The following is a 25,165-nucleotide window of genomic DNA, read 5'->3' as shown; positions in this document are numbered from 1 at the left end:
ACCGACGCGCGTCGGGTGCTCGCGTCCGGGCCGATGCCGGAGAGCGCCGATCAGCCCCATTCGACGCTGTGCCTCTCCTCCACAGAGCGGTCTCGGGAGAGTTGTCTCAAGCCCCTCGGACCGGCCGCCTCAATGTCGGTGGTCCCTGCTTCACTACAGGTATGACGAATTCGGACGAGGTGACCAAGACGCTCGGCGCGGTTCGAGGGCTCACCGAATTCGCGGCGGGGCTCGCCCGCTCGGCGGCTCCCGTGCTGCTCGCGAGTGCCGTTGCGCTCCTCACTGCCTACCGAGCGTCGCTCCTCGTCCCCGAGTCGTTCGCGGCGGGGAGTCGTCTCTCCCGCAGTGAAGCGGCCGGTCTCGCGGAGCGGTCAATCCGAGCCGAGCTCGCGACGGCGCTCGGGCTGTCGGAGCGCGCGGCGGCACGCCGACTCGAGCACGCGCAGCTGCTCGTCGACGACCTCCCCTGCACCCGCGCCGCACTGGCGGAGGCTCGGATCCTCTGGGAGGCAGGCGAGGTGATCTGCGCCGCCGCCGCGATCCTGCCCTCCGTCTCCCGCGCTGCACTCGACGAGCGAGCGGCCGCGGCGGCGACCACTCAGACGCCCACCCAGCTCCGCCGGACCGTGGCGCGGCTGCGCGACGAGCTGCACGAGGAGCCCTTCATCGAGCGCCATGCTCGCGCCCGAGAGGACCGCAGCGTGTGGGTCGGCGCCGACATCGACGGGATGGCCACACTCTCCGCTCTGCTGCCCGCCCCCGTCGCGATCGGCGCCTACAACCGGCTCGACCGAATCGCCCGCTCGCTCCGCGACAGCGCGGTCGCACACGTGGGTGCGTCCGGGTTCGGTCCGGGCGCCGGCGCAGCGTCCACGTCCGGCGCGTCCGCCAAGGATGGCTTTCGCGGGGACGGCTCCATCGGTGACGGCTCTCGGGGTGACGGCTCCGCGGGTGACGGCTCTCGGGGTGACGGCTCTCGCAGTGATGGCCGCACGCTCGCGCAGCTGCGGGCCGATGCGCTGGCCGATCTGCTCACCGATGGTGAGGTCACCGCGACCGGACCGGGCGGCGAAGGCGAGGGCGGAGCTTCTGCGTTCGTGAGCGGAGTGCGGGCGGAGGTGCGCGTCACTCTGGCCGCGAGCACCGCGGTCGGGCTCGACGACGCGCCCGCCGACCTCGACGGGTTCGGACTCGTTCCTGCCGATGTCGCGCGGGAACTCGTGCGCCACGGCGCCTCATTCACCCGGGTCTTGACCGATCCGGACACGGGCGCGGTCACCTCGGTCGGCAGGACCCATCGTCTCCCGACCCCGCGGATGCGCCTCCACCTTCAGTTGCGGGACCAGACCTGCCGGTTCCCCGGCTGCACCCGCCCGGCCTCGACCGCCGAGGCCGACCACACCGTCGAGTGGCGCAACGGAGGTGAGACCGCTCTCAGCAACCTGGCCTCGCTCTGCGTCGCCCACCACCACGTCCGCCACGGGGACCGCTGGACCTACGTCCTCCATCCCGACGGCACCGCCGACTGGACAACCCCCACCGGCCGCCGGATCACCGATCACCCGTCGGCGCTTCCCGGCCGCGCAGGACTGTTCCCACCGCGCGCGTCCCCACCGCACGCGTCCGCACCACTCCTGTCCGTACTGCGCTCGCCACCGCCAAAACCGAGCTTCGTCGACGCCGCGGCGCCGTTCTGACCCGTGGAGCCGCGCGGTCCGGCCGCGAGTGATGGACGGTGCCGCCGCGTCGCAGGTCCCGCAGGACTGCAGGCGGCGCCGGGCTACTAGTGGGCGCTCGACCTCGGAACGACGAGACCGAGCGAGCCAGCTCTACCGACCCCCTGTCATCGAGTTCGACGCCGCCCGGATCGGCGACGATGTGCCCGGCCGCGCTCAGCGGATGCCGTTGCGGCGGGGCGGGCGCTGGCGCGGGGTCTTGCGGGCGGTAGCCGCGGCGATCGCGGTGGAGGGAGGTGGAGGGAGGTGATGGTGGAGGAGGACAGCGGGCTCCTCGTCGACGAGGCTGCGCGTGCGGCGCGTGCGCCACTGCAGCTAGGTGAGGGCGAGGGAGACCAGCAGGATGACGTCGAGCGCGACGCCGTAGCCCTGCTCGCGCACTGGGAAGCCATTGCGGTACGCGGAGGTCTCGAGCACCGAGGTTGACAAACCTGTACCGCTATACCGCTGTACCGCTATATCGCTGTACTGCCTCCGCCGACGAATGCCTCCTCGAGCTGGTCCTGCGTCGCGACCGAGATCGTCGCGGCCTGCTCGACGAATACGGGCATCAGTGGCGTGGTGGCGGCAGAGCCTCTCACGCGCGCGGGAGCGTCACGCGGAAGCGCGCGCCCACCGGACCCGCCTGCGCCACGAGGTCGCCGCCGAGCGCCCGAGCCAGCCCGCGCGCGATCGGCAGGCCCAGGCCCGAGCCGCCGTCGGCCCGGTTACGGGCGTCGTCGAGGCGGACGAGGCGGTCGAAGACGCGCTCGCGGTCGGCTTCGGCGATGCCGGGGCCGTCGTCGTCGACGGTGATCGAGACGGAGTCGGGCGCGGCCTCGACGGCCACGTCGATCCGGGCGCGGGCGAAGCGGGCGCCGTTCTCGAGGAGGTTCCCGAGCACTTGACCGAGCCGGTCGGCGTCGGCGCTGACCAGCGGCAGTTCGGCGGGCCGGTGCAGCTCGATCGCGAGGTCCGGGCGGCGCAGCTCCTGGAGCTCGATCGCGGCCTCGGCGACGCCGGCGGGGTCCAGCGGCCGCGCCTTGACGGCCAGGCCCTCGTCGAGCCGCGCCATCAGCAGCATGTCCTGGATCAGGCGGCCCGCGCGCAGCGACTCCCGTACGACGTGCACCGACAGGCGCTCGCGCTCCTGCTCCCCGCCGTCGGCCCGCACGAGCGCGTCGGCCGCGGCCTGGATGCCGGTGACCGGCGTCCGCAGCTCGTGCGCGGCATCCGAGACGAAGGCGCGCATCCGCTGCTCGGCTTCACGAGCCGTCGCTTCGGCGGCGAGGGCACTGCGCTCGGCCTGTTCGAGATCGTCCAGCATCTCGTCGAACGCAGTCGCGGTGCGGCCTAGCTCGGTGCGCGGCCGGGAGGGGCGCAGGCGCCGCCCGCGGTCGCCGTGCGCGATGTCACGGGCCACCTCGGTCATCCTTTCGAGGGGGCGGAGGGTCGCGCGAACGACGACGATCAGCGCGAGTGCGGCGAGCACCAGGAACACGGCCGACGCGGCCAGCAAAATCCCGTTCAGCTGCGCAAGGGTGCTGCCCACCGAGCCGGCCTCGCTGGTGAGCGCGAGGCGCGTGCCGTCGCTGAGGGTCGACTCGAGGGTGATCAGCTCGTCGTCGGCGCTCACGCTGCTGGAGACGACGGTGACGGCGGCGGCTCGCGGGCGTGCGGTGTCGGAGGGGGAGCCCGGGCCGGGCGGCGAGGGCGGCTCGACGAGCGGATCGGCGGCGCCGGGGCGGAGCCGCAGCTCCTCCGGGCTGGGGCCGGCGACGACGTCCTCGCCCTCGGGGCTCGTGATCCGCACCGAGACGCCCTGCGCCGAGAGCCGGGAGGCGAGCGTATCGTCGGGGATCGAGCCGACCAGCGCAGCCGCGGCGGAGGCACGGTCCTGCAGCCGCTCCTCGATCTGGTCGCGCAGGCGCTCGCCGAGCACAGCCTGCACGGTCGCTGAGAGCGCCAGCAGCAGCACGGCCAGCAGAGCGAGCACGGCCAGCACGGTACGCAGGCGGAGTGAGCCCGTGCGCAGGGAGCCTGGCTCGGCGCGGCTCACGCTTCCACCCGGTAGCCGAGGCCGCGAACGGTGTGCACGAGCCGGTCGCCGTGCGCCTCCATCTTCTTGCGCAGCGAGCTGAGATGCACCTCGACGAGGTTCGGATCGACGTGGTCGTACCCCCACACCTGCGTGAGGATCTGCGTCTTGGTGAGGGTGCGGCCGCGGTTACCGGCGAGGAAGGCGAGCAGTCGGAACTCGGTGGCGGTGAGGTCGAGGGTGACGCCGCCTCGGCGGGCGCGACCCGACTCCGGATCCACGACGAGATCGCCGATCTCGATGACGGAGGGGATGCGGCCTCGACGGCGGAGCACGGCGCTCACCCGTTTGACGAGCTCGGCGAGCACGAACGGCTTCACGACGTAATCGTCCACGCCCTCGTCGAAGCCGCGAAGACGGTCGTCGACGGCGTCGCGGGCGGTGAGCATGATCACGGCCGCGTCGCTGCTGCGTCGGATCCGCTCGGCGAGCGCGATGCCGCTCGGGCCGGGGAGCATCCAGTCGAGGATCACCAGGTCGGGAGCGAAGGTGGTCAACTCGCGGGCGAGGTCCTCTCCGGAGACGAGTCCGCGGACCGCGAAGCGCTCGCTCCGCAGCGCGGCCTCGACGGAGGAGCGGATGGCGTCGTCGTCCTCGATGAGGAGCACGCGGGCGGAGGAGGACATGCGCTCGAACCTAGGGGCAGCGGATCGGGGCGCACCAGGCGTGTGCTGTGGAGGGCCTGTTCTTCAGTGCTGCTTCAGATTCGCCTTCGAGTCTGACAAGGAACCGGCCGCAACCGATCCCGAACGGGGTCGGCACCGGGCCGGAGCGAGGAGACAGCCATGACTGAGTCGACCACCCCCGCCGAGAAGGGCTCGAGCTTCGGGCCGCGCCGTACCAAGAAGCGCGCGCTGGGCATCGGCATCATCGCCGCCGGCGCCCTCGGACTCGTCGCGTTCGGCTCGACCGCGGCTTTCGCCGCGCCGCCGTCGAGCCCGCCGACCGCCGCTCCTGCTGAGGGCACGGCGCCTGGCCTGCCGGAGCCTGGCCTGCCGGAGCCTGGCCTGCCCGGGCCTGGACTGCCGGAGCTTGGCCAGTGCGGCCCTGCCGGACCCGGTGCCGCGGCGCTGCCGACGCCGCCCGCGGACGGCTCGGCCCCGACGCCTCCGGCTGACGCGCCTGCGCCTCCGGCTGACGCGCCTGCGCCGCCTGCGCCTCCGGCCGACGGTGCCCTGCCCACGCCGCCCGCTGCCGTTGACGGCACGGCGCCGACCCCACCCGCCCCCGGCGAGTGCGGTCCCGCCGGACCCCCCGCTCCGCCGGCTCCGGCTGACGGCCTCACGCCCTCGGCACCCTCCGCGCCCTCGGCTCCCTCGGAGAGCACCACACCCGACACCGAGGACGCCCCCACCGGCAGCTGACCCCGTCGAGAAAACCCCGACGGCCCGGCGGACCACGTTCCCGGGCCGTCGGCGGCCGTCAGCGCGAGAGGCCCGCCGCCGCCGAGCCCCAGGCGGCGAGGACCGCGCGCACGCGCTCGTCACTCGCCAGCGTCAGCGCCTCGGTATAACCCTCTTCCAGGACCTCGTCGATCCGCACCCGAGCGCCCGTCTCGGAGGAGCGGACGGCCGCCTCCACCATCGCGAGGCTCCGCACATTCGCGTGCACCTCGCCCGAGGGCACCGCCCCGGAGCCCAGCACTCGCACGAACTCGGCGAGCGAGCCGGCGATCTCCTCGGGCACGGGCACGGGCTCGAGCGACGCGACCTGCACCGCCTCCGACTCGCGCGACTGCCATTCCGGAGCGCCGTCGCCGTCCCAGTGCGCCGTGCCGCCGACGCCGTTCACGCGCCAGTCGCCGTTCCACGACGTCTCAAGTCCGTCGGCGCACCAGCTGCCGGTGTAGTTGAAACGCACGCCGCCGGCGAATTCGAACACCGCGCTCGCCGCGGCTCCGTCGGCGTACCAGCTCCAGTGCGGGTTGTACTCCTCGCAGTAGACCGCGACCGGGTCGTTGTCGAGCAGGTACCGCGCCGCGTCGAACGCGTGGATCGCCATGTCGACCAGCAGCACATGGTCCATCTCGTCGCGGAAGCCGCCGAAGCGGGGCGCCTTCGCGAAGTGCACGGAGGCAGTGCCGAGCTGCCCGAGCCCGGCGATCTGCTCGCGGAAGGCGGCGATCGCGGCGGAGTAGCGACGCGACTGGCTGGTCATCAGCAGCCGCCCCGACGCCTCGGCCGTCGCCGCGAGCACCAGCGCCTCGGCGATGGTCGGCGCGATCGGCTTCTCGGAGAGCACGGGCAGCCCGGCGAACAGCGCCTCCGAGCTCACCGGCAGGTGCGCGCGCGGCACGGTCACGTTGACCACGGCGTCGGCGCCGGTGCGCGCGGCGACCTCGGCGACGGAGGTGCCGACCGCGACCGGGCCGACCCCCTCCTCCTCCGCTGCGGTCGTGGCGAGGGTCACGTCGAGGTCGACCAGGCCGATCAGCTCGGCGTCGGGGGAGTCGCGGATGGTGCGGATCCAGGCGCGGCCCATCGCGCCGGCGCCGACCTGGACGAGGCGGAGAGTCATCGAACCAGCGCCCCCTCGTAGTCCTCGCCGTTGTCGAAGTCCTCGGTCTCGTAGCGCTGCAGCACCGGAAGGCGGCGCTCGGGACGCGAAGAGCGCGCCCACTCGACGCCGTTCGCGATCACCCGGCGCACCTCGGCCTGGTGGTACACGGGGTAATCCTGGTCGCCGGGGGAGAAGAAGAAGATGCGCCCGTGGCCGCGCTTCCAGGTCATCCCGGAGCGGAAGACCTCGCCGCCCGTGAAGGTCGAGAGGAACACGAGTTCGTCGGGCACCGGCACGTCGAAGAACTCGCCGTACATCTCCTGCTGCGGGATCACGAACGGGTGCGGGATCCCCTGCGCAATGGGGTGCGTCGGGTCGACGGTCCAGACCAGTTCGCGGTCCTGCTCCGAGCGCCAGCGCAGCGTGCAGGTGGTGCCCATCAGCGTGCCGAAGATCTTCGACCAGTGTCCGGAGTGCAGGACGACGAGACCCATGCCCGAGAGGACGTGGCGCTGCACGCGGGCGACGGTCTCGTCCGAGACGTCGCCGTGCGCCATGTGGCCCCACCAGACGAGGACGTCGGTGGCGTCGAGCACCTCCTCGGTGAGGCCGTGCTCGGGCTCGTCGAGCGTGGTGGTCGAGACGGAGGCGCGCTCGCCGAGGTTCTCGCGAATGCCGTCGGCGATGGTGCTGTGCATGCCGTCGGGGTAGATCGCGCGGACCTTCTCCTCGATCTGCTCGTGGCGGTTCTCGCCCCAGACGAGAACGCGGACGGGGGAGGAGGGTGTGGTCACGGTGTTCCTTCTTCGACGACGGGGGTTAACCGCTTTACCGGCTGCGTCTCCTACGATGCGGGAGGCGTTCGCCCCGCGTCAACTCCAGCCGGGCGGCGCGAGCGGAGGAGACGCGGTGGCCACGATGAGGGACGTCGCGCGCCTGGCCGGCGTGTCGATCGCCACGGTCTCGTTCGTGGTCAACGACACCAAGCCCGTCTCGCCCGAGACCCGTGAGCGAGTGCGCGCCGCGATGCGCGAGCTCGGCTTTCGCCCGCACGCCCTGGCCCGCGCCCTCGCGCGCCGCCGCTCCGGGATCATCGCGGTCGTCTCTCCGCTGGCCCCGAGCCGACCGCTCACCACCGCCACCTCGTTCCTGCTCGGGGCCGCCGAGGCCGCGGCTGAGCAGGACTACTCGATCGTCCTCTGGCCGACGGTCGGCGGATCCGAGCGCCTGGCCGACCTGCGCGCCGACGGGCTGATCGACGGAGTGGTGCTGATGCAGGTCACCACCGAGGACGAGCGCGTGCCGATCCTGCGCGACTCCGGGACGCCCTTCGCCCTGATCGGGCGCACCCGCGATCCGTCGGCCCTCGACTGGGTCGACATCGACGTCGAGGGGATGGTCGCGGAGGCGCTCGGCCGCCTCGCCGGGCTCGGGCACGCGCGGGTGGCGCTCGTGCTGGGCCCGGACCGCGACCTGGCGGCCGACTTCGGGCCGTATGTGCGGGCGCAGGAGGCGTTCTCACTGGCCTGCGCGGCGCGCGGGATCGACGGCGTGCTGCTGCGCTGCGAGGAGTCGCCCGCCGGCGGCCGCGCGCTGGCCCGCTCGTTCGACCACGACTCCATCACCGCCACCGCGACCGCCGCCGTGATCGTGAACGGAGGCGCCGCCGTGGGCTTCGCGCACGAGCTGCGGCATCGCGGTGTGCGCGTCCCCACGGACCTCTCGATCGTGCTGCTCGCCTCCGATCCCGACGTCGCCGACCTGGCCGACCCGGCGCTCGACCTGCTCGTCGCGCCCGGCCACGAACTCGGCCGCCGCGGAGTGGAGGCGCTGCTCGCCCGGCTGGCCGACCCCGACGCACCGCTGCTTCAGGAGCGCATCGGCGGCCCCTGGCGCGCGGGCGGCTCGACCGCAGCGCCGCCTGCACTGTGATACCGCTCCGTCGGCGGTGCCTCACGCCGCTCGAGCGGTGTCTCGGCAAGAAATCCTGCGTGGCTACGGGACGATCGAGTCGATGTACCCGCGGTCGACACGCACGGCGGCGCCCGTGGTGGCCGAGGCGAGTAGCGAGGCGAGGTACGCCACCATGTGGGCGATCTCCTCCGGCTCGATCAGGCGCTTGAGGAGCGACTGCGGCCGGTGCACGCGCATGAACTCGCGCTGCGCCTGCTCCCACGGCAGCTCGCGGTCGACCAGCTCGTCAAGGAAGTCCTCCACGCCGCCGGTGTGCGTCGGACCGGCGAGCACAGTGACCTCGAAGTAGCGGCGCCACTCGTCGTCGTCGATCGAGAGCGGATCGGCGGAGCCGAAGATCCCGAGGTTGCACCCGCGCCTCCGCCACCGCCGCCGTGACGGCCTCGATCGCCCGGCGGATCGACCGCTCCGAGCGGGCGTTCATCATCACCTCTGCCCCCGCCCTGGCTCTCCCTCCTCACCCCGAGTGGTGGCGCCCGATCGGCAGCACCAGCGGCGTCCGCGAGACCGGGTCCTCGATGACGCGCGACTCCATCCCGAAGACCGCGCGCACCGTCTCCGGCGTCACCACCTCGGCGGGCGTGCCCGAGGCATAGAGGGCGCCGTCGCGCACGGCGACGAGGTGGTCAGCGTAGCGGGCGGCGAGGTTGAGGTCGTGCAGCACGATCACGATCGTCGTGCCGCGCGAGCGGTTGAGGTCGGTGAGCAGGTCGAGCACCTCGACCTGGTGCGACACGTCGAGGTAGGTCGTCGGCTCGTCCAGGAGGAGCACGTCGGTCCGCTGGGCGAGGGCCATCGCGATCCACACCCGCTGCCTCTGCCCGCCCGAGAGCTCATCCACGGGGCGGTCGGCGAGTTCGAGCGTGCCGGTGTCGCGCAGCGCCTCCTCGACGATCGCGTCGTCATCCGATCCGGAGCCGCGGCCGAACAGCCCCCGGTGCGGGTAGCGGCCGCGGGCCACCAGGTCCGAGACGGCGATTCCCTCCGGAGCGATCGGGGTCTGCGGCAGCAACCCCACCTGCTGCGCGACCTGCCGGGTCGGGAGCCGGTGGATGGCGTGGCCGTCGAGCAGGACGCTCCCGGAGCGCGGAGTGATCAGCCGGGCCATCGCGCGCAGCAGCGTCGACTTGCCGCAGGCGTTCGCGCCGACGATCACCGTGATCTCACCGGGCGGCACGGTGAGCGAGAGCCCGTCCACCACCACGCGCTCGTCGTAGGCGAGGGTGACCGCGTCGGCGGCGAGGGTGTGCGGGGCACGGGTCACAGGGAGCCTCCTGAGCGGTTACGGCGGGCGAGGAGCCAGAGCAGGAAGGGCGCGCCGAGCGCGCCGGTGACGACTCCGACGGGGAAGCGCGCGCCCGAGAACAGCGCGCCGACGACGTACTGGGCGAGCAGATCGGCGGCGAGCACCACGACCACGCCGACGAGGGCGGAGGGGATCAGCAGCGTGCGCGCGCTCGGCAGGATCCGCCGCGCGATCGGCCCCGAGACGAACGCGACGAACGCGATCGGACCGGTGGCGGCGGTTGCGACGGCCACGAGCCCCACGCCGACCGCGAGCAGAGCCAGCCGGCTGCGCCGCACGTCGAGCCCCAGCGCGGTCGCCGACTCGTCGCCGAGCTGCAACACGCCGAGCCGCCCCGAGAGCAGCAGCGCCAGCGGCACCAGCACGAGCATCGCCAGCGCGAGAGGGGGGACGGACGGCCATGCCGCGGAGTTCAGGCTGCCGGTCAACCAGCGCAGCGACTCCTGGACGTCCTCGACGTCGGCGCGGGTCTGCACGTAGGCGATCACGCTCTGGAACATCGCCGCGACGCCGATGCCGATCAGGATCAGCCGCGCCCCGATCACTCCGCCGCCCTCCGCCAGCCCCGCGATGAGCAGCGCCGTCGCGAGCCCGGCCGCGACCGCGAGCACCGAGACCGCGCCTCCGGAGAGCCCGAAAAAGGCGATCGCCACCACGGCCGCGGCGCTCGCGCCCGAGGTGATGCCGATGATGTCGGGGCTGGCGAGGGCGTTGCGCAGCATCGTCTGGAAGATCACACCCCCCATCCCGAAGCCGACACCCACCAGGACTGCGGTGATCGTGCGCGGCAGCCGCAGCGTGCCGACGGTGAAGGAAGCACCCGGCACCGTCTCCCCGAGGATCACGCGAACGACCTGCGGCACCGAGTAGACGGTGCTGCCGACCGTGAGCGAGACGACGACGAGCGCCAGCGCGAGCACGAGGAGGACCGCGCAGCCGAGCAGCGTGCGTCGGTGGCGCACACTGCGGCCGGCAGCGATCGCGACTACGCTCACAGCGCCCGCACCCTTGAGCGACGCACGATCGCGATCAGCACCGGGGCGCCGATCAGCGCGGTGACGATGCCGACCTCGACGTCGCTCGGCCGGGCGATCACACGCCCGACCACGTCGGCGACGAGCAGCAGCAGGGCGCCGAGCAGAGCGGAGGAGGGCAGCAGCCAGGCGTGCGCCGGGCCGGTGACGCGGCGGGCGAGGTGCGGGACGACCAGGCCGACGAAGCCGATCGGGCCGGCAATCGCGGTCGCGGCTCCGCACAGCAGCACCGCGGCCAGCCCCGCGACCAGGCGGATGCGCCCGACGCGCCGGCCGAGGCCGGTCGCCAGGTCGTCGCCGAGCGCCAGCGCGTCGAGCCCCCGCGCGCTCGACAGGGCCAGCACGGCTCCGACCGCCAGGAACGGCAGGACCTGCAGGATGCTCGCGGTCTCGGCGCCGCCGACTCCGCCGACCTGCCAGAAGCGGAAACGGTTCAGCGTCGTCTCCTGCGTGAGCAGGACGGCGCTGATCAGCGAGGTGAGCGCGGCGGCGGTCGCGGCTCCGGCGAGGGCGAGCTTGAGCGCAGTGGCGCCCTCGCGGCCGAGCGAGGCGACCGCGTAGACGAACGCTCCGGCGGCCGCCGCCCCGAGGAACGCGAGCCAGATGAACTGCGGCAGGCTCGTCGCGCCGACCCCGGCGATCCCCAGGACCACCGCGAGCGAGGCGCCGGAGTTCAGGCCCAGGATGCCCGGGTCGGCCAGCGGATTGCGGGTGAGGCCCTGCATCACGGCGCCCGCGAGCCCGAGAGCTGCGCCGACCAGGATCGCGAGGATCGTCCGCGGCACCCGCCCCTGCACCGCCGCGTCGACGATCGACTCCGGATCGGGCGAGGTCAGCGCCGGCCAGACCTCGGCCAGCGGGATCTCACGCGAGCCGTACACGAGCGAGAGGACCGACGCGACGGCGAGGCCTATCACCGCGAGCGCGATCAGCAGCTCCCGGGATGGTGCGGTGCGGGTCACGACACCTTGTCGGCGGCCGCGGCGAGGCCGGCGGTGTACTCCTCGAGCACCCACGGGATGCTGAGCAGGTTGGGCGAGGAGGTGGCCATCGCGGCGGAGGAGCCGTCCTTCAGCACGTAGACGGAGCCGCGCGCGACGGCGGGGATCTTCGAGAGCAGCGGGTCGGCCTGCAGGGCGGCGAGGGTGGTGTCGTCGCCGTAGACGACGAGCACGTCGGCGTCGAGCTGGTCGGCGTTCTCGGAGCTGATGGTGCCGCTGAACGCCTCGGAGTCGCCGGAGAGCTCGGTGACGCTGGGGGCGACATCGAGCCCGAGGTCCTCGACGAACGTCACTCGCGCGTCGTTCGGTGTGTAGTAGGTGAAGGTGCTCGCGTCGGTCGGGTCGTACCAGCCGTAGAGGAATGTGGTGCCCGCGAGCTGCGGATACGACGCGGTGGTCTGCGTGATCGCGCTCTCCACCTCGCCGACCTTCGCGACGGCCTCGTCCTCGAGCCCGAGAGCGGCGCCGTCGAGCTTCGCGGAGTCCTGCCAGGTGGTGCCCCAGGCCAGGCCCGGATATGCGACGGTGGGGGCGATCTGGCTGAGGGTGTCGTAGTCCTGCCGGGTGATGCCGGAGTAGGCCGAGAGGATCACGGTCGGGCGAAGGTCCGAGATCGACTCGAAGGGCACGCCGTCCGTCTCGTCGAACAGGGTCGGAGTCGCGGCGCCGGACTCGTCGAGCGCCTGCTTCGTCCACGCGAGCAGGCCGTCACCGTCCTCATCGCCGTAGGACGCGCGCGTGAAGCCGACCGGGGTCACTCCCAGCGCGAGCGCGACGTCCTGGTTCGTCCAGCTCGTCGCGACGACGCGGTCGGCCGACTCGACGGTGGTGCTGCCGAAGGCGTGGTCGACGGTGACGGGGAGGCCCTCGCCGCTGACGGCGGCGCTGCTCTCGGACGTGCCCACGGAGCCGGCATCGGCTCCTCCCGAGCAGGCGGTGAGCAGCAGCGCGGCGAGGCCGAGCGAGGCAACGGCAGTGCGGCGGAGAGGGGTGCGGGTGGCGGGCACGGCGATCCTTCGAAGAGGTGAGGGGGTTGTGAAGGTTACCCTAACCTAACTGTTCGGTCGGGGCCAGTTGCCGGGCGGATCGGGCGGCCCGACGAAGGCCGGAGTCGTCGTGAGCGCCTCTCAGCGCCGGTGTCCGGCGACCAGGCGGCGCAGGTGCTCGCGGGGCGCGTCGACGATCCGGAGCGGGTCATCGAGCACGAGGGTCGTGCGCTCTCGCCCGTACTCCGGCCAGCCCGGGTCGCCTGTGGCGGCGAACTCCGCCCAGCGCGTCGAGATCTCCTCGCTCAGGCGGTGCGGAGCCGGCCCGATCATCGCGCGCGCGGCGTCGAGGCTGCGGAAGAGGAACGGCAGTTCGAGGGAGTGGGTGGCGCCGCGGGAGTCGTTGACGCGCCATGCGAACAGGGCGGCGTGCGTCGATCCGGTCGCCGCGGCCCGCGCGTCGAGGAGGCGCTGGCTCGGCTGCCGGTAGATCTCGTCTGTGACGCAGGCCTCCAGAGCCTCGGCGTCGGAGGGCGCGCGGCCCAGGTCGGCCGCCAGTGCTTCGCGGTAGGCGGTCGCGTCCCCGCCCGGCAGCACGTCGGCGAGGTGCCGGTCCAGCTGCGCGCGTAGCTCGGGGGAGTCCGGGGCCCGCAGCTCGACGGCGCCGGAGCTCTCGTTCACGTTCGTCGTTACGATCAGGTCCACTCCGCTCGAGGCCCCCGAGGCGATGGCCGACACCGGGTCTTGGGTCAGCAGGTGGCCGTCGACTGCCGCCCGGAACACGGCTACCGTGTTCGGACCCGCCGCCGAGCGCTGGGCGAGCAGGCGGTCCTGCGCCTCGATCAGGCGCGGCCAGGGCAGGTCGAGGAGCTGCTCCGGCGCCGCGCCGAGCAGGCCCAGCAGATCGGCGGTCACGTCCTCGCCGTACTCCCGCGACCCGATCCGCTCGGGGCTCGCGCTCTGCAGTACCGCCCGCGTGAACAGGCCCGCGCTGCGGGGTGCCGCGAGCAGCATCGCGGCCGACGTCGCGCCCGCGGACTGGCCCGCCAGCGTCACCCGGTCGGCGTCTCCTCCGAATGCCGCGATGTCGGCGCGGATCCACGCGAGAGCGGCGAGCGTGTCGTGCAGGCCGAGGTTCGCGCAACCGCGGAACTCGTCGCCGAGGAGGTGATCGAGGGTGAGGAAGCCGAGCGCACCGAGCCGGTGGTTGAGCGCCACGACGACGGTGCCGGTCCGGGCGGCCAGGCGCGCTCCATCGCAGAAGGGCTCGGCGTTGGAACCGGCGACGTGCAGCCCGCCGTGGATCCAGACGAGCACCGGTCGATCCGCCGCGGTCTCGGGCGTCCACACGTTCACTGTGAGGCAGCCGTGCTCGCTCCCGCCCGCGGTCTGCGGGGCGGCCGGACCCGGGTCCCTCGCCTCCCGCCGCCCGCTCCAGGGCTGCACCGGCGGTGCCGGGCGGAACCGCGGAGCATCGCCCGCGTAGGGCACGCCGAGGAAGGCGCGCGCGACCCCGTCCGGCGTCTCGATCCTCCGCCCGCGCAGCCGCCCGGCCGAGACGACGGCCTCAACCATCGCGCGGGTCGCTCGAGAGCTCGACCATGCCGTCACCTCCTCTTCCGCCCGTCAGCGTAGGGGACGGCGCCGACGCTGATCGGCGCTGGCGCTGATTGATCCCGGGCGACGGCGAGGCGCGGACGAGGGCGCACGAAGCCTGGCCCCTCAGGGCGCAGGGCGGAAGGGCTTGCCGGGATCCGCGGTGGGGGATTGGCTAGGGGCAGGAGAGAGAGGTGTCACCCATGACGCAGACCTTCCCCGCCTGGTTGCGGGATCAGCAGAAGAGGGACGACGAGGTCGGCCGTTTCGCGCACGCCTTCGGGTCCCGCGACGACCTGCCCGAGCACGGTGGCCGCGCGATCTACGACGGCTATTTCGCCAGCGAGCCCGAGTCGGCCCAGGCCGACCTGGACCGCGCCTGGATGGAGTTCGAGGCGCACCCCGAGCCGTCCGCCACGTCCGACCGGCCGGAGGGACTGCGATGAGCGAGCAGACCCCGAGCCCGGTCGAGGACCCGGATGACCAGGCCGACAAGCCCTCGCAGGCCGAGGGCTGAGTCGCCGGGCCGCGTCAGTGCTGGGCCGCGTCAGTGCTGCACGACCGCCAGGAGGTCCTGCGCCTCGGCGCTGTCCGGGTAGTGCGTGAGGACGCGCTCCAGATCACGGCGAGCCGGTGTGCGGCGCCCGTCCGAGAGGAGGGTGCTCGCCCGCTCGAGCAGCGCCTCCGCACGGAGCTCGGCGGGTCGGGCGCTGGTGACGGTCGGGCGCACGACGCGGTCGAACGCCTCGAGAGCGCCCGCGGTCATCCCGAGTTCCCGCAGGGCGACGCCGCGGCGAATGAGGACGGCGGCGCAGGCCGCATCGACGTTCTCGATCGGGGCCGAGAACTCGACGACATCGTTCCATCGGCGGCGGGCGGAGTAGAGCGCGGCGAGCGTGGACGCCGCGAGGGTCGACGGCTCCAGCGTCTCGACCGCCGCAGCAGCAGCGACGTGATCCATCGAGGCGATCAGCTCGGCATAGAGCAGGCGCAGGGCGACGGAATTGAGCGGTACTTCCACGTCGAGGCCACCGCTGAGGGGCAGGCGGACGGTCAGTGCGATCCCGTAGCGGCGGAGGAAGGAGTCGGTGGAGGGGTCGTAGCGCAGTCGAACGAGCCAGCACGTGAGACGCAGCGCGCGGTCGCCGTCGGGCGAGTGCAGGGCGTCTCGGACGAGCTCGATGACCGCCGCGATGCGCGAGCCCTCGGGTGAGTCGGCTGTCGCCGCGTGGAGTTCGGAGGCCGGTGCCCCTGTCCGCACCAGCCGGAGAAGGGGCGCCTCCCAGGCCGGGGCGAGCGCGGAGGGGCGGACCAGGCCCGGGCCGCCGGGCATGCTCAACCAGCCGGACAGCCGCGAGCGGCGACCGCCGCGGAACAGCGGTGCGCCGACCGCCCGAAGTCGAGGTCGCGAGAGGGCGCAAAGCTCCCCGCTCCGTCGGAAGCCGACTGCCACGGCCATTTTCCCCCTCCGCACGCGACGACGGCGGACGACCGTCGGACGTCCGATTCTACGCTCCGCGCCGCCGAAGGCCCCCGAATGGGGACCGTAGCGCTGGCGGCGATCGCCCGCTGTCCGCCCCTTGAGAGACCCAGGACCGCCGAGCGGCCGTCCTGACGGGCTTGGGACAGGCTGGGGTTGGTCAGCCCCCGATCGAGTCGGCCGCGCGCAACGGCATCACCTCGGGCTTCTCGGCGGTGCTCTCGATCGCCACGACCGCCCTGTCCTCGGTCGAGCGAAGTACGGCGTCCATGATCTCGAGCACGTGCAGCGCGACGCGGCCGGAGGAGCGGTGCGGCCGGTCCTCGACAATCGCTTCCGCGAGGTCGGCCAGCCCCACTCCGCGCCCGGTGTCGATCACACCGGCGGAGTCGGGGACGACCCGCCATTCCTCGTCGCGGACCGCGACCTCGACCGGATCCGAGAACATGTTCGGGTCCGGGACCGAGATGGTGCCCTCTGTGCCGTAGACCTCGAACTTCGGCGCCCGGCTGCGCCAGACCTCGAAGCTCACGGTGATGGTCGAGGCGACTCCATTCGCGTGCTCCAGCAGCGCGGTGATGTGCGTATCGATCGTGACCTCGATCGGCGTGCCCGCCTTCGGTCCGGTCTCGATCGTGCGCGGGCGATCGGAGCGAGTGGCCAGACCTGTGACGCGCACGACCGGCCCGAAGAAATGCACGAGCGCCGTCAGGTAGTAGGGACCCATGTCCAGCAGTGGCCCGCCGCCCGGCTGATAGTAGAACTCCGGCGCCGGGTGCCAGCGCTCATGTCCCGGCGCGGTCCAGTGCACCTGCGCGGCGATCGGCGTGCCGATCACTCCGGAGTCGAGAGTGCGGCGTGCGGTCTGCACGCCCGTTCCGAGCACCGTGTCCGGTGCGCTCGCGAAGCGCAGGCCCAGCTCATCGGCGAGGTCGAGCATCGGAGCGGCCTCTGCCGGATTCAGGCCGAGCGGCTTCTCGGCGAAGACGTGCTTGCCCGCCGTCAGGGCTCGGGTGCCGATCTCGACGTGCGCCGCCGGGATCGTGAGGTTGAGCACGGCGTCGATCTCGGGATCATCGATCAGTTCGTCGACGGTGAGGGCGCGGATGCCCTGCTCGTCGGCAACCTGCTGCGCGCGCTCCTGGTTCAGGTCGGCGACCGCCACGAGGCGGAGGCCGGGGAAGGTCGGGAGGTTCGCGAGGTACTGCTCGCTGATCTTCCCGACTCCGATGATGCCGACTCTCAGCGGGACGCCCACAGCATGCCCCTCTCGATGATGGTGCGGACGTTCTCGTCCTGGAGGATCTCGACGCGGTGGCCCGGCGTGGAGACGAAAATGCGGCCCTCGCCCCAGAGGCGGGTCCAGATCGCGGGGGAGGTGATCGGGCGCTTCCACGGGTCCCACGGGCGGACCGCCTGGGTGGTCGTGGCGAGCACGTCGTTGTAGTCGTCGTGCAGCACCCAGTACTGCTCGGTGACGAGCTCGAAGTCGGAAATGCCGTGCGTGATGGGGTGGTCGGCGGCGAGGGCCGTCATCTCGATCGTGTGCGGCACGTCGTTGTCCGACTGCTCACCGGTGCGCTCCTCCGGGTGCTTGCCGGGGTGCGAGGCGAACTGGCCGCCGATCAGCTGGAGGTAGTCGGAGTTGTCGCGGTAGGAGTCGGCGATGCCGCCGTGCCAGCCGGCGAGGCCGGTGCCGCGCTCAACGGCTGCGCGCAGTCCCAGGAACTCCTCCCACTGGATGGCGGTCATCGTGTTCGACTGCACGATCAGGTCCACTGTCCGCAGGTAGTCCTCGTCGGCGTACACGGCGGTCGACTCCTCGACGCGCACGTCGTAGCCGTGCTCGCGCAGGAACGGCAGGAATAGCTCGGTCGCCTCGACCGGTTGGTGGCCGTCCCAGCCCCCTCGGACGACGAGAGCCGTCCTGCCAGGGGTAGTCGGAGGCGTCGTGCCGGGTGTGGTCGGAGGGATGTCGGTCATCGTCGTCCTCAGGTGCAGGCGGATCACTCCGCGGTTCGTCGTCGAACAGGACTTGCGCAACTTCTGCGCGGCGGTCTCGGCGTTCGACCATCATGCACCTCGGTTGTCGGGCGGAGCAACCCGTCCGCTCAGTGGACTAGTTGCGAAAGTGGGTGTCCGCTACGGTGGGCTCATGCCCGAGAACGTCGACGCCTCCGGAGCACACCCCCGACCCACGATGGCGGACATCGCCGGCCGCGCAGGGACCAGCGTGCCCACGGTCTCGAAGGTGCTCAACGGCGGCACCGACGTCTCGGAGGCGACGCGGCTGCGCGTGATGGAGGCGGCGCACGAGCTCGGCTACCGACGCCGGCCGCGCTTGCGGCCCCCGGTCGAGGACCCGCACGTTGCCCAGATCGTGGACGTCGTCGTCGGGCATATCGGCGGCACCTGGATCGGCCCGGTCCTGGAGGGTATCGAGGCCGAGGCCTCCGCCGCCGGGGTCGATCTGGTGCTCACCCGCGCCCGCGACGACGGCGCCTGGATCAGCCGCCTCCTCCGCCGTCCCTCGCTCGGCGCCATCGTGGTGCTGGTCAACGTCTCGGCCGCACAACTGCACCTGCTCACCACCGCCGAGCTGCCCGTCGTCGTCGTCGACCCCAGCACCCGGCCCCCGGCCGACGTCGCGAGCGTCGGCGCGACCAACTGGGACGGGGGACGCATGGCCGCCGAGCACCTCCTCGCCGCGGGCCACACCCGCTTCGGCGTGCTCGGCGGCACCCGCACCCAGCTCTACAGCAGCGCCCGGATCGACGGCTTCACCTCCGCGCTGCGCGCTGCCGGGGTCGCCGAGCCGCGCGTCGCCTACTGCGACTGGGACCGCGAACTGGCCCGCGAGGCCGCCCAGGCGATGCTCGCCGAGCCGGACGCGCCGAGCGCCGTCTTCGCCTGCTCCGACGTGATGGCGCTCGGCGTCTACGAGGCGGCCGACGACGCGGGCCTGCGCATTCCCCGCGACCTCAGCGTCATCGGCTTCGACGACGTCGAGGAGTCGGCGTGGGCGACCCCGCCGATGACCACCATCCAGCAGCCCATCGGCGAGATGGGCGCCATCGCCTTCCGGATGCTGCACCAGGCGCACCGGTCCGCGACTCCGCTCGCCTCGGCGACCCGCATGGAGCTGGAGACGCGGCTCATCCGCCGCGCGTCCGTCGCCCCCGTGCGCGCTCTTCCGCCTCCGCGCCCCCACCCGTAACCCCCCGGGTATCGATTCGTCACGAAGGGCTGCCTCCCGGCTGTCGTGACGAGCGTTCGTGACGAATCGGATCAGGAGAGCGGCGGACGAGGGGTCGACGGAGCTCGTACCGACGAACGGATATCCGAAAGGATCGCCCGAGATCGCGAAGCGATCAGCACCTCTACCGACCGCCGCTATCGCTGTCCTTCAAGATCGGAGACGTACGAACAAACACGTGGAGGAATAAATGACGAAAACATCGGATTCGACCCGTGAGGTCACTCTCGGAGGAGACTGGATCATCCCGGCTCACGACGGCTTCGCCCGACGAACACTGGTGAAGGGGGCTGCCTGGAGTATCCCGGCCGTCTCTGTCGCGATCGCGACTCCCGCCGCGGCTGCCTCGAAGGACTTCGTCTGCCCGACTGTGCCGGAATCCTCGGGCTGGACAGGCGCGAGTGGATCGGATGGAGATTCGGGCGGCACCGGCGGCTATGGCTGGACCACTGACGGCACGTCGTGGTGGAACACGAAGGATGCGACCCGGAGCGATTACTACAGCTATTACATCGAGTTCCCGTTCAAGGGTGTCGCAGGCCACTCCTACACGTTCAACTGGTCGGCTTTCGCTAACGGTCCCGGCAATGACGTGTCCTACGCGGCCTATGACGTGCTGATCGGCGGCGGCAAGGTCTACATGGCGTCCACCGACGCCGGAGCCGGAGGGGCGTTCATCGACCCGAACACAGGGGACCCGGTCGCGGCGTCCGCCACGTTCACTCCCGATACTGATGGGGATTACACGTTCCGCTATCGAATCCGGCTCTCGCACCTTACGGATAAGCAGAACGCCAACCACAATGTTCAGATCAAGCGCCCGACGCTGACCTGCTCCTGAGCGCGCACCCTTCCGGCGGAGCGGGTGCGTGAGTCGATGATAAGCTCATGTTTCGCGACAGGTCCCCTCCGCTTCTCCTCTTACAGGTCCGAGTGCTGCTCGACCGCACCGGTAGGGCGCGACTGCGGTACCTGCGGCCGCCCCTCGGCTCCCGGTCGGTCGACGCTGTCTCGCTTCTCCTCTTCTGCGCGTCCCGGCCGGGAGACAGGAGGAACGAGAGGCTGGGACGAATGCTGCGAGCTGATCGGACGGTGTTCTCGAGAGGGGTCGCCCTTTCGGGTGAGCCGGCCGCGACCTGGTTGGAAGCGCTGTGTCGCTCGCCCGATCGACGAGACGACCTCCGGCTCGCTGCAGATATCTATCGATCTCGGGATCTCGCCCTCGCGAGGCTCTGGACCAGCGCCAGTACCGTGACGAATGCGGATTCCCAGTCGGAGGGCGTGTCGATCACGGTGCTCACCGAGGGAGAGATGGTGCTGCGAGCGGGGGGCGACGACCACGTCCTGGAGAAAGGGGATGCAGTGCTCTATCGGTCGGCAAGTCTCGTCTCGACCGCGAGCACCGCTCCCTCGGCCGTCATCGAAATCGAGCTGGGAAGGGGATCAGGCGATCGAGTTGCGCCCGGATTGCTCAGTGACTCCTCGTTCGTCCCGCGGACCGTCAGCTCTGTTCGACCGCTCTCCGTCCTCGTCAATGAGATCCTCGCCGGCCTGGACGAACCGGCTCGGCGTATCAGTCGGCGGATTGTCGTCGCGGTCGAAGCTCTCGCCGCCGATCTCGTCGAGGACACCGATCATGATCTACCGGTTCGGATCAGCCCATCGGACCGGCGCCTCATCGTCGCCGCCCGTCGGACCATTCGGTGCGAGCTCGATGACAGAGGGCTCTCCATCGCGACTCTCGCAAAGGAGATGTCGGTCACGCAGCGGCGTCTGCAGATGGCTTTCGCGTCTCTCGGCACAACCCCCGTGCGAGAGATTCGGATGCGAAGAGCCGATGCTGCGGAGGATCTCCTTCGCACGTACTCGCAGGTCGGGAGGCCGGAGATGGAGCGGGTCGCGCGGCAGGTCGGCCTGCCGAACGCCCGCGCACTTCGAGACCTGCTTGTGGCGTTCGAGAGGACCGTCCCGGGTCACTCCCGCGACAGCGGGCGCTTGGCTGGTCCCGTCCCGGGGTCCGACCCCGCGAGCGCCGTCCGCTCCTGCTCCGAGTGCGCGTCGAGTCCCTGAGCCGGGCACGCCCTGCGGGCCCTCCACTCGTCGTGACTCCCCCTCGTCCCCGGGGAGTGAGGGTTCCGAGCGATCATCCGCGACCGTGTCCGCGCCGGCGGGTCACCCCGCGCTCGCGTCCGGCAGCAGGGCCGGGCACTCGCCGCCCGGCGTGGTCGCTCGTTCGAAGTGCCAGATCTCGTTGGCGTAGATCTGGCAGAGGCCGTAGTCGGCGCCGTGCCGGGACAGCCAGCTGTCCGCCTGCGCGTTGCCGACATCCACGGCGTCGCCGGTGACGTGGCGCGATCGGTCGACGGGCGCTACCAGGCGGCCGGCTTCCTCCTCGCTGCCGTAGCGGCGCACGGCATCGTCGAACAGGGCCTGCTGGTAGCGCTCGCTGCGCCAGCCGTTGGTGATCAGGATGTGGACCTCGTCGCCCGCATCGGCCGCGGCCGCCTGGACGGCTGTGCGCAGAGCCGGGCGAAGCCGGGAGATCGCCGGAAGCTCGTCGGCGAACGGTGAGACCGAGTCTCCGTCGGCAATGAAGCCGTCCTGCTCATCAGGCCCGTCGAGTGCGCTTATCGCGGCTGCGGCAGGATCGTGCCCCTGTAGTGCCATGACGGCCGATCCGCCCGCGAGGAGGCTGAGGGCGACGAGGGCCGAGGCGATGGCGCGGCCGGGGCCGAGTCTGCGCGAGGGGGAGGCGGAGGTGCTGGGTGCCGGATGCATGCTCACAGCACACCAGGACCGCTGTTACCAGGGCATCGTCCGAATCAGCGACACGGGCGATACGCGGATCGTCCGCGCCGGCGCATCGACAGCCGCCGTCAGCCGCGCGGCCCGCGGGCCAGCAGGGCGTGCAGGAGCGGTAGCACCGAGGCGATCATCAGCACCGTCCCGAACCCACCGTCATCCGGCCGTACGACGGCACCCGCGATCAGCAGACCCGCGAACAGCACCGCCGAGATGACGCGGCGGACGGTGCCCTCAAGCCGGTTCAGGCGGCGCTCGATCGTGGGGACGGTGACCGCGAGCTCGCCGTCGTCGAGCGTCGTGACGAGTTCGTCGAGGCGGCGCGGCAGGCGCCAGAGCAGGCCGAGCGTGGCGACAGCCTGCGTGCCGACGTCCTGCACGACGGAGCCGCGCTCCTCGCGGATCAGCTGCTGAGCGTAGGGCTCGACCGAGTCCCACAGGTTGAAGGCCGGGTCCAAGGCGCTGCACACCCCCGAGGTCAGCGACATCGCGCGGATGACCAGCAGGAAATTCTCGGGCAGCTGGAACGGCAGCGCGCGCACCACATCGCCGAACTGCACGGCGAAGTCGCGGAACTCGCGCGGATCCACCTCCCGCAGCTCGGCGAAGCCCATCCCGCCGAACCGGGCGAACAGCTGCGTCAACGCGCGCTCCAGCTCGCGGGAGTCGGCCGAGGGGAGGAGGACGCCGACCGCTCGGGCCGCGTCGACGAGTCCCTTGCCGTCACGGGAGGCGGCAGCGATCAGCATCCGGCGCAGCCCCGCGCGAGTGCTCGGCGGCACCTCGCCCATCATCCCGAAGTCGATGAACGTGAGCCGCCAGGGCAGCTCGGCCCCGGGGGTCGGCGTGACAAAGACGTTGCCGGGGTGCGGATCGGCGTGGAAGTAACCGTTGGTAAAGAGCTGGTCGAACATCACGGCGGCGAAGACCGGAGCGACCTCCCGCGGGTCGATCCCGGCGGCCAGCAGTGCGGCGTGATCGGTGATCTTGATCGCGGTGACGTCCTCGAGGGTGAGGACCCTGCGCGTCGAGCGCTCCCACACCACATCGGGCACGGCCACTCGGGCGTCACCGGCGAAGTCGGCGGCGAAACGGACGGAGTTGGCCGCCTCCTGCAGGTAGTCGATCTCCTCGAGGCTGGTCACCGCGAACTCCTCGACCAGCGCCGGGGCGTCGACGCGGTCCGAGACCAGGCGCACGTGGCTGAGCCAGCCGCCGACCCGGCGCAGCGCCGCGAGGTCGACCTCGACGATCTGGTCGATCCCGGGCCGCTGCACCTTCATGATCGCGGCGGAGTGACCGGTGTCGGCGGCATCGGCGGGGGCGAGCCGGGCGCGGTGGGCCTGCCCCAGCGAGGCGGCGGCAACCGGCGACTCCTCGACTCCGGCGTACGCGCGCTCGAGTACCAGCCCCAACTCGGCCTCAGCCAGCGCCCGAATCCGCGCGAACGCGACGGGTGGGACCTCGTCCTGCAACCCCTCCAGCTCGCGCGTGATCTCGGGCGGCAGGACGTCCAGGCGCGACGACATGAACTGGCCGACCTTGATCATCAGGCCGCCCAGGTCGACGGCGAGCACGTGGAAGCTGCGCGCGAAGCGCCGCATCCGGCCCGGTCGGGTGCGCAGCGCGATCCGCGTGAGCCCGACCCGCGGCAGGAGCAGGTCGAAGAACCAGGTGACCGCGAGGTGCCACGCGGCGAAGCGGAGGATCCGGCGGTAGCGCCGCCGGTCCTCCCGCTCTCGGTGGCCCGGGGCGGCGGGACCCGGGCTGACCGAGGCCACCCGGCTCAGACCTGCGCGAGGATCGCGTACAGGCGGCGGCGCACGTCCTCGAGTTCGGCGACGGCCTTGCGGATCTGCTCGGGGGTGCCCGAGCGTCCCACCTGCGCCGCGGCCTGGGCGAGCTCGAGGCCCGCCTTGGGCAGGGCGCCGAAGTCGACGTGATCCGAGTCGCTCCACGGCGTCGAGATGCCGTGCTCGGCGACCGTCGCGCGGCCGGCGTCGGTCAGTGTGTAGGTCTTGCGGCCGTTCTGCTCGTCGGCCGTGATGAGGCCCTCGTCCGCCAGCAGCTGGAGGGTCGGGTAGACGGAGCCGGGGCTCGGCTTCCAGTCGCCGCCACTGCGCTCTTCGATCTCGCGGATGATCTGGTATCCGTGCATCGGCTGCTCGGCGAGGAGTGCGAGCACGGCGGTACGCACATCCCCCCGGCCGACGCGGGAGCCGACGCGCTTCTCCATCCGGGAGCGGGCCTGCTCCATCGCGCGCCAGATGCTCTCGATGGGTGTGCCGGTGCCGAACGCGCCGGTCGATGACGATCCGTTCATGATGACCTCCTGTTTCTCCGAACGATACTCAACGATATGTGTGGCGACTGTGAGCGACTGCCGAAGTGGAGCGTCGCGGCAGCGGGAATCACCCTCGGCCCGCCTGCAGGCGCAGCCCGGCCAGGAGCAGATCGAGGCCGGAGCGGAACACGTCGAGGTCGTCGTGCGTCGCTCCAGGAACTCCGCCCGGTCCATCCCGCTCTCGAGGAACTCGCGCGGCGGCGGCTGGGCGAGGTCCGCGGCGACTCCGACGACGGAGCTGACGATGGAGGACACGGCGTGGAACCGCTGCCGAGGCGTCAGGTCGAGTGTCATGAGCTGCTGTCCGAGGCGCTCGTATATCGCCATCGAGTTGGGCCGGACTCCAGTGCTCGCCTCGGAGTTCCGGCGGACAGACGCGCCGATCTCACCTCCGAGCCGCTGGATCTGCCGGGCACGCTTCTCACCATCGCCGCGATCGGGCTCGGCTGCTACACCCTGACCAGCGGAGTGCAGAACGGCTGGCTCTCGCTCGTCACGATCGCGTGCGCCGCCGGAACCGTCGCGGCGGTCGCGGGCTGTGTTGTCCGTGAGCGCCGTGCGGCCTCGCCCATGATCGATCTCACGATCTTCCGCGCGGGACCCGTGCGGGGCGCGGCACTCACCCAGCTGGGCGCCTCGGTCGCCTTCGCGAGCGTCCTGTTCGGCCTGATCCTGCACTTCCAGTACGCCTACGGCTGGAGCCTGGTGCGCGTCGGCCTCGCGAACCTGCCCGTGATCGTCACGATGCTCGCGGCCACTCCGATCACCGAACGCCTCGCCGCCCGGCTCGGGCACCGTGCGGCCTGCCCCGTCGGCACCGGGCTCCTCGTCGGCGCGCTCGTCGGGATGGCCTGGGCGGTGGACCGTGGCTACCTCGCGATCGCCGTGATGATGGTCGTTCTGACGGTCGGCCTGCGCACGATTATGACGATCTGCGCGGTCGCCCTCGTCGAGGCGATGCCGGCGAACCGGACGTCGGTCGAGGTGATCGGGACGATCGGGTCGCTCTCGCTCACCGACTCCCGCTCCGTGGAGGAGCCCGCCTCGCAGGCATGACGCAACGTCAGCTGAGAG

General features: G+C 71.9%; 24 protein-coding genes. 8 read left to right on the top strand and 16 right to left on the bottom strand.

All coding sequences use genetic code 11. The features are described 5' to 3' along the window. The first annotated feature begins 161 nt into the window (after positions 1-161). A complete protein-coding gene (locus tag C5D07_RS01565) occupies positions 162-1,697 on the top strand; it encodes an HNH endonuclease signature motif containing protein (protein WP_170063479.1) in 1,536 nt (511 codons plus the stop codon). Between the two features lie 616 nt (positions 1,698-2,313). On the opposite strand, the gene C5D07_RS01560 is transcribed toward C5D07_RS01565, so the two are convergent. Together C5D07_RS01560 and C5D07_RS01555 are read right to left on the bottom strand one after the other, a co-directional pair. After that, entirely contained in the window at positions 2,314-3,774 is a 1,461-nt protein-coding gene (locus C5D07_RS01560) for a sensor histidine kinase (RefSeq protein WP_068255838.1), read from the bottom strand. Beyond that, positions 3,771-4,439: a response regulator transcription factor gene (locus tag C5D07_RS01555; protein WP_068255837.1), complete on the bottom strand. Its 669-nt coding sequence runs from the start codon at positions 4,437-4,439 to the stop codon at positions 3,771-3,773. The genes C5D07_RS01560 and C5D07_RS01555 overlap by 4 nt, the downstream gene beginning before the upstream one ends. 159 nt (positions 4,440-4,598) lie before the next feature. Between C5D07_RS01555 and C5D07_RS01550 the strand changes: the two genes are divergently transcribed. Then, positions 4,599-5,177, top strand: a complete 579-nt coding sequence (locus C5D07_RS01550) for a hypothetical protein (RefSeq protein WP_104258479.1) — start codon at positions 4,599-4,601, stop codon at positions 5,175-5,177. 58 nt (positions 5,178-5,235) lie between these two features. Here the strand turns inward: C5D07_RS01550 and C5D07_RS01545 are convergent, their stop codons facing one another. Together C5D07_RS01545 and C5D07_RS01540 are read right to left on the bottom strand one after the other, a co-directional pair. Then, positions 5,236-6,330 (bottom strand): Gfo/Idh/MocA family protein, encoded by a 1,095-nt coding sequence (locus C5D07_RS01545; RefSeq protein ID WP_068255829.1) that lies wholly within the window; start codon positions 6,328-6,330, stop codon positions 5,236-5,238. Continuing rightward, complete coding sequence (locus C5D07_RS01540; RefSeq protein ID WP_068255827.1) at positions 6,327-7,106, bottom strand: ThuA domain-containing protein; 780 nt, start codon at positions 7,104-7,106, stop codon at positions 6,327-6,329. The genes C5D07_RS01545 and C5D07_RS01540 overlap by 4 nt, the downstream gene beginning before the upstream one ends. A 124-nt stretch (positions 7,107-7,230) precedes the next feature. Between C5D07_RS01540 and C5D07_RS01535 the strand changes: the two genes are divergently transcribed. Continuing rightward, entirely contained in the window at positions 7,231-8,244 is a 1,014-nt protein-coding gene (locus C5D07_RS01535) for a LacI family DNA-binding transcriptional regulator (RefSeq protein ID WP_249028143.1), read from the top strand. 63 nt (positions 8,245-8,307) lie between these two features. Here C5D07_RS01535 and C5D07_RS01530 read toward each other — a convergent pair whose 3' ends face one another. From C5D07_RS01530 to C5D07_RS01505, 6 genes are all read right to left on the bottom strand, one after another. Next, positions 8,308-8,559, bottom strand: a complete 252-nt coding sequence (locus tag C5D07_RS01530; protein WP_068255823.1) for an SDR family oxidoreductase — start codon at positions 8,557-8,559, stop codon at positions 8,308-8,310. Positions 8,560-8,743: 184 nt separating this feature from the next. Beyond that, positions 8,744-9,550, bottom strand: coding sequence for an ABC transporter ATP-binding protein (locus C5D07_RS01525; RefSeq protein WP_068255822.1), 807 nt, complete (start codon positions 9,548-9,550; stop codon positions 8,744-8,746). Continuing rightward, the gene (locus C5D07_RS01520) at positions 9,547-10,587 is read right to left on the bottom strand and encodes a FecCD family ABC transporter permease (protein WP_104258476.1); all 1,041 of its coding nucleotides are present in this window, start codon (positions 10,585-10,587) and stop codon (positions 9,547-9,549) included. The genes C5D07_RS01525 and C5D07_RS01520 overlap by 4 nt, the downstream gene beginning before the upstream one ends. Next, positions 10,584-11,588, bottom strand: coding sequence for a FecCD family ABC transporter permease (locus tag C5D07_RS01515; protein WP_249028142.1), 1,005 nt, complete (start codon positions 11,586-11,588; stop codon positions 10,584-10,586). The genes C5D07_RS01520 and C5D07_RS01515 overlap by 4 nt, the downstream gene beginning before the upstream one ends. Next, positions 11,585-12,634, bottom strand: a complete 1,050-nt coding sequence (locus tag C5D07_RS01510) for an iron-siderophore ABC transporter substrate-binding protein (protein WP_104258475.1) — start codon at positions 12,632-12,634, stop codon at positions 11,585-11,587. Before C5D07_RS01510 ends, C5D07_RS01515 begins: the two co-directional genes overlap by 4 nt. A 120-nt stretch (positions 12,635-12,754) precedes the next feature. Next, a complete protein-coding gene (locus C5D07_RS01505) occupies positions 12,755-14,188 on the bottom strand; it encodes a carboxylesterase/lipase family protein (protein ID WP_104258474.1) in 1,434 nt (477 codons plus the stop codon). A 224-nt stretch (positions 14,189-14,412) separates the two neighbouring features. Here C5D07_RS01505 and C5D07_RS01500 point away from each other — a divergent pair, with 224 nt between their 5' ends. After that, a complete protein-coding gene (locus tag C5D07_RS01500; RefSeq protein WP_068255807.1) occupies positions 14,413-14,655 on the top strand; it encodes a hypothetical protein in 243 nt (80 codons plus the stop codon). 101 nt (positions 14,656-14,756) lie between these two features. Here the strand turns inward: C5D07_RS01500 and C5D07_RS01495 are convergent, their stop codons facing one another. From C5D07_RS01495 to C5D07_RS01485, 3 genes are all read right to left on the bottom strand, one after another. Further along, a complete protein-coding gene (locus C5D07_RS01495; RefSeq protein ID WP_068255806.1) occupies positions 14,757-15,668 on the bottom strand; it encodes a tetratricopeptide repeat protein in 912 nt (303 codons plus the stop codon). Between the two features lie 181 nt (positions 15,669-15,849). Further along, the gene (locus C5D07_RS01490) at positions 15,850-16,947 is read right to left on the bottom strand and encodes a Gfo/Idh/MocA family protein (RefSeq protein WP_104258472.1); all 1,098 of its coding nucleotides are present in this window, start codon (positions 16,945-16,947) and stop codon (positions 15,850-15,852) included. Further along, positions 16,932-17,672, bottom strand: coding sequence for a ThuA domain-containing protein (locus tag C5D07_RS01485; protein WP_104258486.1), 741 nt, complete (start codon positions 17,670-17,672; stop codon positions 16,932-16,934). Before C5D07_RS01485 ends, C5D07_RS01490 begins: the two co-directional genes overlap by 16 nt. Before the next feature lie 172 nt (positions 17,673-17,844). Here C5D07_RS01485 and C5D07_RS01480 point away from each other — a divergent pair, with 172 nt between their 5' ends. The 3 genes from C5D07_RS01480 to C5D07_RS01470 all read left to right on the top strand — a co-directional run bounded on the left by C5D07_RS01480 (position 17,845) and on the right by C5D07_RS01470 (position 21,015). After that, a complete protein-coding gene (locus C5D07_RS01480) occupies positions 17,845-18,906 on the top strand; it encodes a LacI family DNA-binding transcriptional regulator (RefSeq protein WP_170063477.1) in 1,062 nt (353 codons plus the stop codon). 229 nt (positions 18,907-19,135) lie between these two features. Further along, the gene (locus C5D07_RS01475) at positions 19,136-19,786 is read left to right on the top strand and encodes a flagellar hook-associated protein FlgL (RefSeq protein ID WP_104258470.1); all 651 of its coding nucleotides are present in this window, start codon (positions 19,136-19,138) and stop codon (positions 19,784-19,786) included. A gap of 92 nt (positions 19,787-19,878) precedes the next feature. After that, positions 19,879-21,015: an AraC family transcriptional regulator gene (locus tag C5D07_RS01470; protein WP_146076785.1), complete on the top strand. Its 1,137-nt coding sequence runs from the start codon at positions 19,879-19,881 to the stop codon at positions 21,013-21,015. Positions 21,016-21,117: 102 nt separating this feature from the next. Here C5D07_RS01470 and C5D07_RS01465 read toward each other — a convergent pair whose 3' ends face one another. From C5D07_RS01465 to C5D07_RS01455, 3 genes are all read right to left on the bottom strand, one after another. Continuing rightward, positions 21,118-21,723 (bottom strand): M15 family metallopeptidase, encoded by a 606-nt coding sequence (locus C5D07_RS01465; protein ID WP_068257694.1) that lies wholly within the window; start codon positions 21,721-21,723, stop codon positions 21,118-21,120. Between the two features lie 98 nt (positions 21,724-21,821). After that, positions 21,822-23,528, bottom strand: a complete 1,707-nt coding sequence (locus C5D07_RS01460) for an ABC1 kinase family protein (protein ID WP_104258467.1) — start codon at positions 23,526-23,528, stop codon at positions 21,822-21,824. A gap of 5 nt (positions 23,529-23,533) precedes the next feature. Beyond that, positions 23,534-24,070, bottom strand: coding sequence for a PadR family transcriptional regulator (locus C5D07_RS01455; RefSeq protein ID WP_104258466.1), 537 nt, complete (start codon positions 24,068-24,070; stop codon positions 23,534-23,536). A 279-nt stretch (positions 24,071-24,349) separates the two neighbouring features. Here C5D07_RS01455 and C5D07_RS01445 point away from each other — a divergent pair, with 279 nt between their 5' ends. After that, entirely contained in the window at positions 24,350-25,147 is a 798-nt protein-coding gene (locus C5D07_RS01445) for an MFS transporter (RefSeq protein ID WP_249028141.1), read from the top strand. The last annotated feature ends 18 nt before the right edge of the window (positions 25,148-25,165 follow it).

Origin of the sequence: Rathayibacter tritici (assembly GCF_002932875.1) — a bacterium.
Classification (GTDB): Bacteria; Actinomycetota; Actinomycetes; order Actinomycetales; family Microbacteriaceae; genus Rathayibacter; species Rathayibacter tritici.
The sequence above is the reverse complement of the archived record's forward strand: the minus strand, read 5'-3'. Positions and strand labels throughout refer to the sequence as shown.